General features: G+C 58.9%; 10 protein-coding genes and 1 pseudogene. 1 reads left to right on the plus strand and 10 read right to left on the minus strand.

Translation table 11 applies throughout. The annotated features are described in order from the left end of the window. Together urtB and B0E33_RS09995 are read right to left on the minus strand one after the other, a co-directional pair. Positions 1–1,584 (minus strand): urea ABC transporter permease subunit UrtB, encoded by a 1,584-nt coding sequence (urtB, locus tag B0E33_RS09990; protein WP_156912372.1) that lies wholly within the window; start codon positions 1,582–1,584, stop codon positions 1–3. A 79-nt stretch (positions 1,585–1,663) separates the two neighbouring features. Beyond that, positions 1,664–2,896: an urea ABC transporter substrate-binding protein gene (locus tag B0E33_RS09995; RefSeq protein WP_077291106.1), complete on the minus strand. Its 1,233-nt coding sequence runs from the start codon at positions 2,894–2,896 to the stop codon at positions 1,664–1,666. Between the two features lie 309 nt (positions 2,897–3,205). Between B0E33_RS09995 and B0E33_RS10000 the strand changes: the two genes are divergently transcribed. Then, entirely contained in the window at positions 3,206–4,381 is a 1,176-nt protein-coding gene (locus tag B0E33_RS10000; protein WP_077291107.1) for an ROK family protein, read from the plus strand. Between the two features lie 974 nt (positions 4,382–5,355). On the opposite strand, the gene B0E33_RS10010 is transcribed toward B0E33_RS10000, so the two are convergent. The 8 genes and pseudogenes from B0E33_RS10010 to B0E33_RS10040 all read right to left on the minus strand — a co-directional run bounded on the left by B0E33_RS10010 (position 5,356) and on the right by B0E33_RS10040 (position 14,975). Beyond that, the gene (locus tag B0E33_RS10010; protein ID WP_077291109.1) at positions 5,356–6,870 is read right to left on the minus strand and encodes an amidase; all 1,515 of its coding nucleotides are present in this window, start codon (positions 6,868–6,870) and stop codon (positions 5,356–5,358) included. A 5-nt stretch (positions 6,871–6,875) separates the two neighbouring features. Further along, a complete protein-coding gene (locus B0E33_RS31285) occupies positions 6,876–8,435 on the minus strand; it encodes an amidase (protein ID WP_208997858.1) in 1,560 nt (519 codons plus the stop codon). A 438-nt stretch (positions 8,436–8,873) separates the two neighbouring features. Continuing rightward, a pseudogene (locus B0E33_RS31290) lies at positions 8,874–9,311 on the minus strand (ABC transporter ATP-binding protein); the annotation flags it as partial. Further along, positions 9,311–10,030, minus strand: a complete 720-nt coding sequence (locus B0E33_RS10020; RefSeq protein ID WP_077291111.1) for an ATP-binding cassette domain-containing protein — start codon at positions 10,028–10,030, stop codon at positions 9,311–9,313. The pseudogene B0E33_RS31290 and the gene B0E33_RS10020, both read right to left, overlap by 1 nt. A 4-nt stretch (positions 10,031–10,034) precedes the next feature. Next, on the minus strand, positions 10,035–11,078 hold the full coding sequence (locus B0E33_RS10025) for a branched-chain amino acid ABC transporter permease (RefSeq protein WP_206051426.1): 1,044 nt from the start codon (positions 11,076–11,078) through the stop codon (positions 10,035–10,037). Next, the gene (locus B0E33_RS10030) at positions 11,075–11,944 is read right to left on the minus strand and encodes a branched-chain amino acid ABC transporter permease (RefSeq protein ID WP_077291112.1); all 870 of its coding nucleotides are present in this window, start codon (positions 11,942–11,944) and stop codon (positions 11,075–11,077) included. Before B0E33_RS10030 ends, B0E33_RS10025 begins: the two co-directional genes overlap by 4 nt. A 53-nt stretch (positions 11,945–11,997) precedes the next feature. Next, entirely contained in the window at positions 11,998–13,251 is a 1,254-nt protein-coding gene (locus B0E33_RS10035; protein ID WP_077291113.1) for an urea ABC transporter substrate-binding protein, read from the minus strand. A 62-nt stretch (positions 13,252–13,313) separates the two neighbouring features. Continuing rightward, positions 13,314–14,975, minus strand: coding sequence for a flotillin family protein (locus B0E33_RS10040; RefSeq protein ID WP_156912373.1), 1,662 nt, complete (start codon positions 14,973–14,975; stop codon positions 13,314–13,316). Positions 14,976–15,092: the final 117 nt, after the last annotated feature.

Genomic DNA, 15,092 nt, shown 5'->3' on the forward strand with positions numbered 1-15,092 from the left:
TCATCGCCGCCCTTTGATTGCGATCAGCCCCTCGGGCCGGAACTGGATGAAAACGATGATCATCAGCAGAACGATCACCTTGGCCGCGACAGCACCGTAAAGAGGTTCGATAATTACGTTGATCATGCCGATCCCCAGGGCCGCTGCGGCCGTCCCGATGAGACTGCCGACCCCGCCCAGAACAACGATCATGAAAGCGTCCACGATGAAGCTGGCGCCCATGCCCGGATTGACGGTGTAGATTGGTGAAAGAGCCAGCCCCGCGAGACCGGCAAGTCCCGAACCGATACCAAAGGCAACCATGTCGACACGCCGCACCGAAACGCCGACGCACCCTGCCATGTCCCGGTTCTCGGTAACCGCACGAATGAACATGCCGAGCTTGGTGTAACGCAGGACGAAGAGCGCGCCGCCCAGGACGACCAGGGCAAAACAGATCGCAAAAAGTCGGTTCCAGGTCACGATAAAGTCAGCGAAGAGGTGAACTCCACCACTGAGGAAGCCTGGAACGACGAATTCCAGGTTCTGCGTCCCGAAGACGACACGGGTGGCGTTGATCAGGAATAGGCTGATGGCCCAGGTCGCCAGCAAGGTCATCAACGGACGCCGGTAGAGATGGCGGATAACCGTCACCTCCATGGTAACGCCGACACCAGCCGTCACTACGAAAGCAAAGGGAATAGCCAGAAGAAGATAGTATTCGAGCAAGCCGGGAGCCACGACCTTGAGCGCTTCCTGGACAAGGAATGTCACATAGGCTCCGATCATGATGAGCTCACCCTGAGCCAGGTTGATCACCCCCATCAGACCGAAAATCACCGCAAGGCCGAGTGCCGCCATGAAAAGAATGCTGGCGTAGCTGAGACCGCTGTAGATCGTTGCGGATACCTCGCCGACCTCAAGCCAAAACCGTATTTTATTGATCCCCGAAGAGAGCTCGCCCTTGATGGCCCCGTCTTCAGCATCCGACAGGCCGTCGCGCAAATTGAGCAGCAAGGTCAGGTTCCGCGCCGAAGGGGCCTCGGCAAGACGCTTGATTGCGGAAATCCGTTGCGCCGGATCGGGATCCTCCAGAGCTGCAACGGCAAGAATGTCTCTGAGGCCTTCGGCGACAGCCTCGTTGCCCGGCATTGCCACCGCTCGCTCGATGAGCGCCACGGGTGCAATTTCCGCACGCTTTCGCAATTGCTCAAGATCGGCCGCAGAAGTCGGGCCGCCCGGTTCGGACAGCAGGCGCAAAATCGCAACGCCCATGTCAAGCTGTGAACGCAAGCGCAGATTGACAAAGGCTCCCTGTTTCTTCTCCGGCGAGCGCTTCGTCGGCTCCAATGTCGTCGCCAGGCGGACCGTGTCTTCACTCACGATCAGCGGAGTATCGCCGCCACAAATCAGGGCCCGGTCGCCCAAGGCCTGAAAGATCTCGACACCCCAGGACGGGTCGACCTGGCCGGCATCGACACTTGCCAGAAGGTTGGTGATGCCTTTGACTTGATTGCTGACGCCCTTTGCGCAAAGCTCACCGAGAACCCGCTTTTGCACAGGTGCTTGAGCCAGCACGGGGTTGGCACTCGCCACGATCAGCATTGTGACAGCCCCGAGGCCCCGCCAAAACCTGGCGAGGCCGCCCGGCTGCGTGAGCGGCCGGAGAGCTAAGGAAACGAGGTCACGCATAGGGGCTAAACGGTACCGGCTTCGGCGTATCCTCTGACTGCCAGAGGATATCGAACGCCTGCTGATCGTTGACAGACCCGATAAAGACACCGCGAGAAACGTAATTGTTTTCGTCGGTCATCTTGATGGAATAGCCGGACGGACAATCGAAGCTTAGTCCGGCAGAAGCCGCACGGACCGCATCCGGGTCCGCCATCCCCGCCTTTTCAACTGCTTTTGCCCAAAGGTGCACACCGTCATAGGCCGAGACCATCGGATCGATGACGGTGTCCGGCGAGTAGGGAAGATTGCCCTTCTCGACGAAGCTCTTCCAGTTGTCTTTGAAGGCGTCATTTGCTGGCGCTTCGGCATTCTGCAGGTAAGCCCAGCAATTCAAGTGACCTACCATAGGCGCGGTGTCGAGACCTTCCAGGTCAGCTTCGAGAACATCGAGACCCAGCACGGGAATATCGGTAGCACCGATGCCCTGGTTGATGATTTCCTTGAAGAAGTCTGGGATCGAAGATCCGACAACCGTCAGGACAATGATCGGCTGGCCGCCGGGTTCGCTGGCGAACTGGCGGATTTCGTTGACCAGGGTCTGGAAGTTCGAGAAACCGAAAGGCACGTAATGCTCACGCCAGGAGCTTTCGTCAAAGCCCTTGGATTCCCAGTAGCCCTTACAGATCTTGTTGATGGTGCGCGGCCAGACGTAGTCAGAGCCAAGCATGAAGAAACGCTTGGCTTCACCGCCATCCGGGCTCATCAGATATTCGAGAGCCGGCAGGACGGAACTCGCAGGAGGAGAGTTCAGATAGACGACGTTCTTCGAGTTTTCCTCGCCTTCGAAATGAAGCGGATAATACAGCAGGCCGTTGTTCTGCTCGACGACCGGCAGAACCGACTTGCGGGAAACAGAGGTCCAGCAGCCGAACAGGGCCGAACACTGGTCCTGCAGAAGCAACTGACGGCCCATTTGTGCGTAAAGCGGCCAGTCGGAGGCCGGATCCGTAACCATCACTTCAACCTGCTTGCCAAGGACACCGCCCTTCGCGTTCAGTTCAGCTGCCGCCATCTGCACAACCGAGTTCAGCCGGCCTTCGATATTGGCCATCGTTCCGGATGAAGAGAACAGGCAACCCAGTTTCAAGATATCTGCCGCCCGAGAACGGCTGGAGATGAGCGACGGCGCCGCAAGCGCTGCACCTGCGACTGCAGAATTTCTCAGAAAACTTCGACGATCCATGTTTATGCTCCAATGCGAGAGGCGGCGCTGCCGCGTAACGTCATAAGGATGGAGCAAATGCCATGCCAATTTGTTTGCAATGTGCAAATATATATATATTATTGATTTTTATAATTTTTTAATTCTTGTCTTCAGAAAACCCATACCAGCGAAAGGAATAAAATTTGGCACGCGCAAAAAAGAGGCTCGTAATGCCCGCAATTTAACCTGCCAGGGAAGGTCGACTGTCAAACGGCCGCAACTTCCTATTGATCTTCGGGCCCTAGTACCGCACAAGATCTTGCACCCTGTCGTAAAAAATCGCCAAAGATGATCGTTACCTCATCGCGTCTAAAACTGTTCAACATGTCTCGCGTTCTCTGGGAGGTTCGCCGTACTCCGGGAATCTCTCGCCGGGAGCTTTCGAGACTGCTGAACAGCACCGACTCGAAGCTGTCCCGCATTACCCGCGATCTGATCGCCGACAATTTGCTGGTGGAACGTGCGACTGCTCGCTCCGCAATGCGTGGACGGCCGCACGTAGGGCTTTATCTTAACCCCCCTGGATTGCATGTACTCAGCATTGTGCTCACACGCTACGAACAAAAGATATCGATCGTCGATCTTACCGGCCAGCGAGTGGCCGAGGATGAAATCGACGGCGGCGTCGAGGAATGCAACAATAACATTCTTGATTGTGCACGCAGGCAGATCACCCGTTTATCGGAACGGCCTGACATGCGCTTCGAGTGCTTGGCTGGCATTAGCTTGATCGTTTCTCCCGATATAGAACTCCACGGAGACCAAGATCAGCGAGTGTGGCTCAACGCGCTGCAAAACGATCTTCATATGGCATTCGATATACCTGTTGCCCGTTCGGGGATCGCCGAAGCTCTCCATATTGCAGAGACACACCAGACGATTGAGTTGCCGACCCTTCCAAGCGTTATGGTTCACGCAGGTTTCGCTCTGGATGCCAGCATGATTGTATCGACCGACACTTCTGCGACCACACTGTTTGAGGGAAATCTCAACGACGTCCTCGCGCGTTTCGATCGCGGCACGAATAGCTGGCTTTCTCTCAAAGACGTTGCTTCGGCCGGAGCTGTGATGCATCGGCTTGGTCATGTGGAACAAGTGGACACTTCGAGAAATACCGGTCTGAGACTTGGGGTTCCTCACGCGGTACGTCAGGCGAACTCCGGAGACCGGCGCGCGACCACGGCATTTCGGGACGCCGGTGAGGCTGTCGGCATCGCTATCGCGGCTCTAGTTTCTATGCTTGTCCCTGCGCGCGTGATCCTTGCTGGACCGTTGGCCTCTGCCGTTCCCTTCGTAGAAGGCTTTCGCTACATTATTCAGAAAACGTCGGCATGCGACAGCGACGCGATTATCAGGTCCACACTCAGTGACCTACAAGCTGCCGAGGCAGCAGGCCTCGAGTGGTTCGCATTCTCGGAAATGACTCTGGATCACAGTGAACCTCAGGCGCCGAATAGAAAATAAGGTTCGCCATCGCATCACTGTGATGACCTGTTTCTGACATATGTTCACCCGTAGAAGAGATTCTGGCTTGTCAATTATAATGTTCACAGTATCGTTTTCTTAATTTGATGCGGGTCTGCATACATTCCAATCTAATTGCAGCAATCCAAGGAAGTTCAACTTATATTTGAGCAACCCAACACCCTTAACCCCAAACAGACGAGAGTCGGGCGCGTGCCATGTTTTCATGACATCCTAACACAGCGTAGTTTATTCCTATCGATAACTTCTATTCGACTATATCACGCCGCCTCCTCACCTTTGGTTACTAGGCTTTCACACGGGCATTGCCTGCATCCGACAAATGTATCTCCGACCAAGAACGCCGTAAACTACAGAAACCGCCTGCCAGTGAGCCCCGCCAGCTCCGGCGTGGGTGACTGTCCCATCATCACATTCTCCGCCAAGCAACCGGTGATACCGCTCAGGGCCGGACCGAGACGCTAATGATCGAAGGCATGAAGATACGACCAGAATCATGTGATGGACCGATAGCTGGTAGGGCGCCCGGCATTTGTTCCCTTGGATAACTTGCTGCGGGTCCTGGCGGACACGACGAAATGCGCAGCGGTCCGTTCCCGTTCGTTTGACAGCCGCAAGTTTATACCATCGTCAACGGGGCGCCCGAATGCGCAATAAAGCCACCGTTTCGCCGCTATTCTTCGCAAACCGGTCATGCTTCCGCTCTGCCAGCTATTGCGGGTTCAACACAAAACGTGTTCCCCGAAGGGGCATCCCACGATGGATGGGAAGCTTCACGGCCAGTTCGAGTGTACGGACATCATCCGGACCGAGCTCTTCCATCCCCACGCCTTCCGGTTCCCGGAGGCGACTGCCGCTCGCAGCCTCTTCGGGTAACTCCATCTGCCCGCGCTCCAAAGTTTGGTCTTAAAGCTACGAGTTCGACCGTTTAAAATAAACGGCGGCCTCTGCGTCTATGCTTTTGGCTCATAGAGCGCTTCCAACACCGCCGCGACCTGATAGAGGGTCATTTCGTCATAATGGCGTGCGATGAGCATTGCACCTATCGGACGGCCATCCGACGCGGAACCAACCGGAACGGAAATTGCCGGATGGCCTGTGAGACAGGTCGGTGCGGTGTTGCCGACCATCTCAAAGGCTCGGGCAATGACTTCCTCGCGAGGGGCATTGGAGGGGGGCAAGGGCGTCGCCGCCATCGGGGTCGTCGGCATGAGCAGAACATCCGCCTTTTCCAGGGCTTTGTCGTAGTCGGCAGTGAGCAGGCGATTGAGGTTTTGGGCCTTTCCGTAATAGCGGCCACGATGGCGTGAGGACATATAGTGACCGGTCAGGATGCCGAGCTTCATTGTCTCGGACCACTCATCCGCGCGGTCGCGCCACCGGTACTGCGCGTCGAGCAGGCTTTCCAGGAAAACACCTTTCATATTTGTGCCGTAAGCGTTGTGACGCATCATCAATTCAGTGGCGCCTTCCAGAAAAACGGGGGTCCAGATCGCTGCCCCGGCCTTGTGCAGCGCGACTGAGGTCTCCGTGATCTGCGCGCCCGCTCCAGCGAGCCGGTCCGCCGCCTCGAGCACGCGGGCGTCGACCTCGGCCTCGGCGCCGGCCATGCCGAAGCCCTCCGGCACAATGCCGATCTTGAGCCCGTGAACTCCTTTGGCAAGCGCTCGTGTGTAAGGCTGGGCGGGCGCCCCGGTCTGGCGTGGATCGAGACCGTCGGGGCCGGCAATCACCTCTAGCATGAGGGCGTTATCGGCGACCGTACGCGTTATTGGTCCCGCGTGATCAACCGTAAGTTCCACCGCGAAAACACCCGTATACGGGACGAGACCATGAGTGGGCTTGAGTCCAACCGCCCCGCAATAAGACGCCGGAATGCGGATAGAACCGCCCTGATCGCCGCCGGTTGCCATGTCTACCGCGCCGGAAACAACGAGAGCGGTCGAGCCTGAAGACGAGCCGCCGGCGTTGTATCCCGGCACGACCGGGTTTTCCACCGCGCCGTTGGCTGAGGTGTGACTGCCACCGGAGGCACAGTAATACTCACAAACGGCCTTGCCGAGAATGACGGCGCCCTCATCGAGCATTCGGGTCACGATCGTCGCGTCGATTTCAGGAACGTATCCCTCGAGAATCGTTGCTCCGTTCATCATCGGCACGCCGGCTACGCAGACGTTGTCCTTGATTGCGACGCGCTTGCCGGAGAGCCGACCGGTCCGCGCACCGGCGATCGTCGTCTTGACGGCCCAGGCATTGTAGGGATTGTCTTCCGGTTCGGGCCGAATGCCCGGAGTGCGCGGATAGGCCACTTCCGGCAGGGGCTCGACCATCGAATCCACCAGATCGTACGCGTCGAGCTGCGATTGTATCAGGCCATGGAAGGATTGAGCGTCCGCTTCGCTGAAATGCAACCCGATCTCAAGAGCGGCCTCGCGAAGTTCTTCCGGTGTCGGGCGATAAACTGCCATTTTTCTTACATCTCCTTCCAATCGCCGGCCGCCTCGAAGGCGGAGGCTGCCTGATAAATAGTCGCTTCGCCGTAGTAACGCGCAACAAGCATGCAGCCGATCGGCAATCCGTCGGACATGCCGCAGGGAATGGACATGGCCGGATGGCCCGTTACATCAAAGGGTGCCGTATTTTCCAGCATCTCGAAGGCACGTTGCAGGATCAGTGCCAACGGGGCGTCTTGCGGTGGGAGGGGAGTTGCCTTCATCGCCGTCGTCGGCATTAGAAGTAGGTCATAAGCGCCAAGCATCCGATCGTAGGCTGCGCCCAGCTTTCGCGCGAGATTCTGGGCCTTGGCATAGTAACGGCCATGATAATGGCGCAGGAAATATTCTCCGGTCAGCATCGTGGCCGTCAGGCTTTCCGACAACTCGTCGGCCCGGTTTGGCCAAGCCGCGTGATGATCGAGCAGCGATGTGGTGTAGAGACCTTTCCAGCCCGTTCCCATGCCGTTGCCTTTCATCATCTGGTTGGTCGAGCCTTCTCCGGCGATGGCAAGCCAGATGGGCATCGCATCGTTGTGCATGGGGATCGACACCTCATCGACGGTGGCGCCCATAGTGCGAAAGACATTGGCGGAGCGGCGAACGGAGGCATCGACGTCCGCTTCGGATTCCGGACGGCCAAATCCTTCGCGCACAACGGCAATGCGCAGCCCCGCTACGCCGCGCCCAAGCGCTGCCGTGTACCGATCGGGCTCGGGAGCGTATTGGCGCGGATCAAGCCCATCCGCTCCGGCCAGCACTTCCAGAAACAGGGCGTTGTCGGCAACATTCGCGGTCATCGGCCCGGTATGGTCGATAGTGTTTTCGATGGGCATCACGCCGGAATACGGAACCAGCCCATGGGTGGCCTTCATGCCGTAGAGGCCACTGAAGGAAGCGGGCATGCGAACGGAGCCGCCCTGGTCGCCGCCGATTGCCATGTCGGCTTCGCCGGTCACGACCACCACTGCCGAGCCCGACGAGGATCCTCCTGCAGAGTACCCGTGGCGACGGGGATTGTGGACATGGCCGGTGGAATTGGTGTGACTGCCGCCCGACAGGCAGAAATGCTCGCAATGGGTTTTGCCGACAATCGTGCCTCCCGCATCCAGTATGCGTGTAACGATCGTCGCATCGACGTCGGGCGTGTAGCCTTTCATGGTCGAGGACCCATTCATCATCGGCACGCCGGCGACGCAGACATTGTCCTTGATCGCGATCCGTTTGCCGGCGAGAGGCCCGCGCGGAGCACCCCGGATGTCGGTCTTCACGTACCAAGCGTTATTCGGGTTTTCCTGTGCAGTCGGCCGGTAGCCTGCAGTGCGCGGATAATCCACCTGAGGCAAATAATCCGGCATCGCATCAAGCGCGTCGTAGTGGTTCAAAGTTCCGTCTATTGCATTGAGATATTCGGACAGCCGTGTAGCGGAGTGGCTCATGCCGAAATCGCGGGCTATGGTGAGCATGTCGTCGAGGCTCGGGCGTTTCACCGAGCGCCGCAATTGGCGGGCGGGCGGATCACTCAAGACGGTATCAGGCATGGAAAGAGGCCTTTCAGCAAACTGTGTTGTGGCCGCGGTGGAAGGGCTGGGCCGCGCAGGCACCGACTGAAAGGTCCGGCCGCCAGAGCCTGCGCTGGCGGGAGGTGCAGGTTCACCGGCGGCGGAAGCGGATTCCTCGACTTTTTCAGTAGAAACGCTCCTGAAGCCCGTGAATTCGGCAATAAGCCCGTCGTCAACGCTACCGGGTTCTTCAACAACTCCGGCGATACGTCCCTTCTGAAGCACGACGATACGGTCGGCGAGCGTCGTGATGAATTCCAGGTTTTGTTCAACGAGAATGATCGCGAGACCGTGCTCGTGAGCGAGCTGCGCGAGTTTCTCCTCCATCATATCGACGATAGAAGGCTGGATTCCTTCGGTCGGTTCGTCGAGCAAAAGAAGGCTCGGATCGCTGATGAGCGCGCGGGCAAGTGCGAGAAGCTGCTGCTCGCCCCCGGAGAGCGCTCCACCCGGACGGTCGAGCAGCGGTTCCAGGTTTGGAAACTCTTCCAGAATTGCCGCCAAGTCGCCCTGGTCGTCCCCGGCGCCGTGAGCCGCTATGCCCATCATCAGATTGTCGCGCACCGAGAGCGCCGGAAAAATTCCCCGCCCCTGCGGAACGTATCCGATCCCGAGACGCGCGCGCATGTGGCTCGGCGCCCTGGTCACGTCCTTGCCGTCGAAACGAACATGACCGCCTGTCGCCGGCACAAGCCCCATCAACGTGTTTAACAGTGTCGTCTTGCCCATGCCGTTGTGGCCCAGCACACCGACGATTTCGCCTTCCCCGACCGAGAAGTCGAGACCGTGTAAAATGGGCACGCGGCCGTAACCTGACCGCAGACCCTTGATTTCGAGAAGCTGCGAATGCGCCATCAATGCTTATGTCCCAGGTAGACGTCGCGAACGACCGGGTCAGCGGATATCACCTCCATCGTGTCCTCCATCAGAATACGGCCGCGGTGAAAGACGGTGACCTTTTCGGCGATGGCACGGATGAAGTTCATGTCGTGCTCGACAATGATCAGGCTCGCGGTCCGGTTGATTTCACGAATGAGTTCCGCAGTGAAGAGGGTCTCCTCGTCGGTCATCCCGGCGGCAGGCTCGTCGAGCAACACCAGTCTGGGCTCGGCGGCCATTACCATGGCAAGTTCCACCCATTGACGCTGACCGTGCGCAAGCGCTCCGACCGAACGGGACCGCAGCGAGCCCAGGCGTACCCGCTCCAGCGTTTCGCGGGTAATCGCCCGCGCACGGTCTGCAGAATGCCAGCGGCGGGCTGAAAGCCACACGTTTTCCTGAATCGAGAGACCGTCGAATACATTCGGCGTCTGGGTCTTGATGCCGACCCCGAGGCGCGCGACCTCATGCGGCTCGAAATTGGTGGTATCGGTATCGCCGATCATGACCGAGCCTTCGGTGGGCGTAAGCTGGCCCGTGAGGCACTTGAAAAACGTGCTCTTACCTGCGCCATTCGGTCCGATCAGACAGCGTAGCTCGCCTGTTTCGAGTGTAAAGCTCACCGCTTCATTGGCGATGACCCCGCCGAAATGCATTGCAAGGTCACGGGTTTCGACGAGAATCTCGCGGCTCATGCCATTACTCCGCCGGTACGGACGCACGGGGGCGCCGGCGTCCACGTGCCCGTTCGCGTTTCGTCTGTCGCTGGCTGCCGCGGGCAAGTTTCTGCAGCGTGGGAACGACGCCGCGTGGCAGCAGCAGCACAAAAACGATGAGGACGAGTCCGAGAACGATATTACTGTTGAACATCGACTGGGTTCCAAGCCATGAGGTGAGCCAGAAAACCGCGAAGGCTCCGAAGATCGGACCGAGCAGCGTGCCTCGGCCACCGACGATCACCCAGATGATCGCCTGTGCGGCATAGGAAAGATTGAAGAGATCCGGCGTGACACGGCCGATACCATTGGCGATCAGCATGCCGGCAAGACCGGCAAGACCGCCGCCGACTGCAAAGAGACCGAGCTTGTAGAGCCGGCTGTCGTACCCAAGCAGTTCCGCGCGCGTTTCGTTTTCGCGGATCGCTGCGCAGACCCGGCCGAAATGGCTCCGCACCAGCAAGGCACAACCGACATAGGCAAGGATCAGCGCGCCCATGGCGACATAGAAGACATCCTGCGGCAGCAACATGGCCCCGGTGTCCCACGGCATGTGCAGGGGCGGCGCGGAGGTACCGTTGAATCCGCCGAGAAGCGCATTGCCGATCCTGTATTCGGGGCCGGAGGTGCGCCTGAAGAGATTGAACAGGATCAGCGTTACGGTGAGCGTGGTCACGCCAAGATAGACATCGCTGATCCGGCCCCAGAACATGAAATAACCAAGCAGCCCGGCAAAGGCGGCACCTGCGGCTATAGCGAAAAGCGTGGCAAGCGTGGTGTCGCCGAAATTCTGCGCCGTCACCGCATAGACATAGGCCCCGAGACCGAAAAAGGCTGTCTGGCCGAAACAGAGGATACCGCCGCTGCCCCAGACAAGGCCAAGGCTGAGGCCCAGAAGCGCCAGTGCAATCGCCGTTGTCAGGTTAATGATGGTGAAGAGCGCCAACACGTGCGGCGCGACAAGCATGACTACGACACCCGCAAGCGCTACGGCCCATGTCGCCGTCAGGTCGGATTTCTCACTCACAGGCTTCTCCGGAAAAAATGGCCCGTGATGCCGTTCGGCATCAAACGCAGAAGGATGATCGCTGCGGCGAGCAGCGCGACTTCGCCAATGGTCGGACCGGTGAGGAATGTGACGATATTGTTGATAGCGCCCAGCAACACCGCGGCCGAGGCCGTTCCAGCGAGGATGGCCGTGCCGCCGCTGATGACGGTGATGAAGGCTTTTGCGATATAGGTTGCACCAATTGTCGGAACGACCCCGGTGACGGGAGCGAGCAAGCCACCGGCAAGCCCGGCCACGGCCGAACCGATGCCGAAGGTGATCATGTAGACCCGATCTGTTGAGACACCGAGGGCGGCCGCCACATCCGCCCGCTGCATCGTCCCCCGGGCCGTCAGACCGAGTTTGGTATGACGAAAGAGGACAAAGACCAGTCCGAAAAGTGCAATGGTCACAAGAATCAGAAAGATCTCATAACCGCTCGTGCCAAAACCGCCGATCTGTATCGCATCGATCGGGGGCGACAGTGTCGTTGCCGTCTGCGGTCCGAAAATTGCGGTGACCAGACCGACAAGGAGCAAGCTCAGGCCCCAGGTCGCGAGCAGCGTGTCGACCGTGCGCCCGTAGAGGAAACGGATCAACACCCGTTCCACCACAACTCCGATAATACCGACCACGAGCGGTGCAAGAACCAGCATCGCCAACCAGATGTCGATGCCGGCGTTGGTTGCGGTCACCACCGTATAGCCGCCCAACATCAGGAACTCGCCATGGGCGAGATTAATGACCCTCATCATGCCGAAGATGATCGCAAGGCCAAGGCCGATCAGCGCAAGATTGGCGATGCCATAGAGGATCTGTAGCAGGAAAACGACGGCTAAATCCATCGGGAGGTCGACTCCTTAAAGAGAGCGGATGCAGGTCTGGAAGATCAGCGGGACTACTGGATACCCGCCGCCTCCAGGCCGTTTTCGAAATAGAAGGTCTGCTGGTCGGGAGTGGCTACGAGATCACAGACCAGACGGGTATCGGTCGGTGGCTGCGCGGCGAAACTTTCGACGATATTGATCTTTCGATCGCGTATCTCGGCGATGTAGATGTTCTGACTGAGGTGGTTGGTCTGCGTGTCGATGGTGAGCGTGCCGCTCGGTCCCTCGATACTCACAGGGGTCTGCAAAGCCTTGAGTACCTCGACACGGTCGACACTGCCGGCCTTGCGGACAGCTTCAGCCCACAAAAGCACACCTTCATAGGAGCGGGCGGTAACTTCCGCGACATAGTTGATCGGCTTCGAGGCATTCGCTCTCAGATCTTTCAGAAACTTGGCGTTCTTCGGAGTGTCGATTTCCTCGAAGTAGGCGAAAGAAACCAGCATGCCTTCCGTCTCTTCCGCGCCCAGCAGCGTCTGCTCGCCCCCGGCGGAAAAGACTGTCGAAGCCAATGGAATTTTGGCCTTCAGGCCAGCCGCAGCATATTGCTTGTAAAAGGAGATATGCGCAGCTCCGACCAGAGCGGAGACGACGAAATCAGGTTTTGCTGCCTCGATTTTCTTGATCGTCGGACCGAAATTGGTCACGTCCAGAGGGAAGAACTCGATCTCCTGGACCTCGCCGCCATTGTCCCCGACATATTTTTTCACCCATTGCGAGGTGATCTGGCCATAGTTGTAGTCGGCGGCGAGAACGTAGACCTTGCTGCCCCACTTTTTCATCGCATAGGGGATCAGCTTCTCCACTGTCTGCGCTGGTGTGGAGCCGGTACACACATTGTTGAAGTCACAAACGCCACCCTCATAGAAGGTGTTGTAGAAATATAGCTTCTGGAAGCGGTTTAAGACCGGACGGATGGCCTCGCGCGACGCGGAGGTGATGCCGCCCTGGACCACGTCGACCTGATCTCCGGCTGCCAACTGGGTTGCATATTGGGTGTAGAACTGGATTGTCGTCTGCGGGTCGTAGGCGATGATCTCGACAGGCCGGTCCAACAGACCCCCCGAGTCATTAATCTCCTTTACCGCGAGCCTTGTCGCCTCGAGCATCGGAGAGCCGAGCAGTTCGATGCCGCCCGATTGATCGAGCAAGACGCCCATTTTAATGGGATCGGCGGCAAACGCTGAGCGGACTAGCGAGGGAGCAGCAAGCGCGAGCGGTGCAGCGGCAACACTCTTCAACAACGAACGACGGCTGACAGACATGGCTAAATTCCCCTTTTCGATTGACTGAGAGCAAGCGGATTGCTGGGTGTATGAATTTCCGGTCAAGCGTTCCTGGCGTCGGGCTCGGCCGAGGACGGTTGGGGCTCGGGCCGGTCGGCGTCCGTCATCGCGACGTTGGCGAAACCGAACGATGTTCGTTCGAGACCGCCACCGACATTGAGGCCGATCTCTTCCCCGAGTTTCTGGATCGCGGGAAGCTGAAGCGCCATGGACAGCACACTGTCGACGACCTGATTAACGGGAGCGCCCCCGCTATTCTGACCCAAGGGCGCAGAGCTGCCGCCAAATCCGGTGACATGATTGATCCGGATTGAGTCGATCTTCTCGGCCGGACGCACCATTTCCCTGACGACTTCGGGAAGTGTCTGGATACGAGCGACATCGACCTTCATCTTCATAACTGCATCCGACTGGTCGTTCTGTGCGGCAACGAGAGCCGCCTCACCTTCCGCCTTGGCAAGCTGCTCGGCGCGGATACCGCGAGCCCTGGTCTCGCTTGCCTCAGCCTCGGCGGCGGCAAGTGTCCGGATGGTGTCGGCCTGCGAGGCGGTTCGGGCATCTTCCACGGAAGTTTCCTCCTCCGCTTTGATGAGTGCGACCGCCCGCAGACGTTCGGCCGCTGCGGTCGCACGCGACGTCTCGACCGTCTCGCGGGCCTTTGCTTCGTCGGCGAGCCGCTCTTGCGCAACGACTTCCGCGGCCGACTCTTCCGCCCGCTTTTCGGCAAGCCGGATGGCAACATCGTGCTTGGCCGCAGTGATCGCGAGTTCCGATTGCAGCTCCTGCTCGCGCACGGCCTTGTCGCGTTCGATCTTCTCGGCGCGCACATCGGCCTCGCGCTGGATCGAAGCGCGTTCGCGCCGTCCCTCGGCAAGCGCTTGCGCTTCGGCGGTTTCAGCCTCGCTCAGGGCTTGATAGGTGCTCACCTGCTGTCTGCGCGCGAGTTCCGCCTGCTCTTCTTCCTGCTCGATCAGAAGCCGGCGCTTGGCGGCATCGAGATGGCTCTGCCGCACCGCGATATCGGCGCTGTCTTCGATTTCGGCGCGCTCGCGCCGGTTGGTGGCGATTACCTCGGCAAGACGGCGCATGCCGACTGCATTGAAGGCGTTGTTCTGATCGAGCGCACTGAAGGGGGTCTGATCGAGACGGGTGAGCGAAACAGCCTCAAGCATCAGTCCGTTGGAGCCGACCCGCTCGCTCAAGGCGGCCGCGACCTCCGCTACATACTCGCCGCGTCGGTCCTGCAGCCCGTCCATCGTGTAACGGGCTGCGACACTTAAAAGCGCATCCACGAGCTTGCCTTCAAGTATCCCTGTGAGGTCGGCGGCGCGGGAGGCCTTGCTGCCAAGCGCCTGGGCGGCGGTCGCCACCCCCTCCGCTGTCGGCTCGACCCGCACATAGAACTCGACGGTGACGTCGATGCGCAGACGGTCCTGGGTAATGATCGAACGTTCGCCAGCGCGCACCACCTCGAGCCGTACCGTCCGCATGCTGATTTCCGCAACTCGGTGGAGAATCGGCAGACTGACGAGGCCACCGTCCAATATAACACGCTGACCACCGAGGCCTGTCCGCACCAGGGCCACCTCGCGACTCGCCTTGACGAAGAATCGGCTGAGAAAAAGCACAATGATCAGAATTGCGAGGAGAACGAGCAGAGCCGAAAAAAGGATCAAGATGCCATACTCCATTTTCGGCAGCATCCGGCCTGCGCCGATCACGCCTCAAGCGGGCCTGACAACGCGGATGCGTCCTGAGATTTGCGCTGTCCCGTGAGGCCGGGCTTGAAGCCACACCAGGGTCGTGATGCGATAATAGGC

The organism is Roseibium algicola, from assembly GCF_001999245.1.
GTDB classification, from domain to species: Bacteria; Pseudomonadota; Alphaproteobacteria; order Rhizobiales; family Stappiaceae; genus Roseibium; species Roseibium algicola.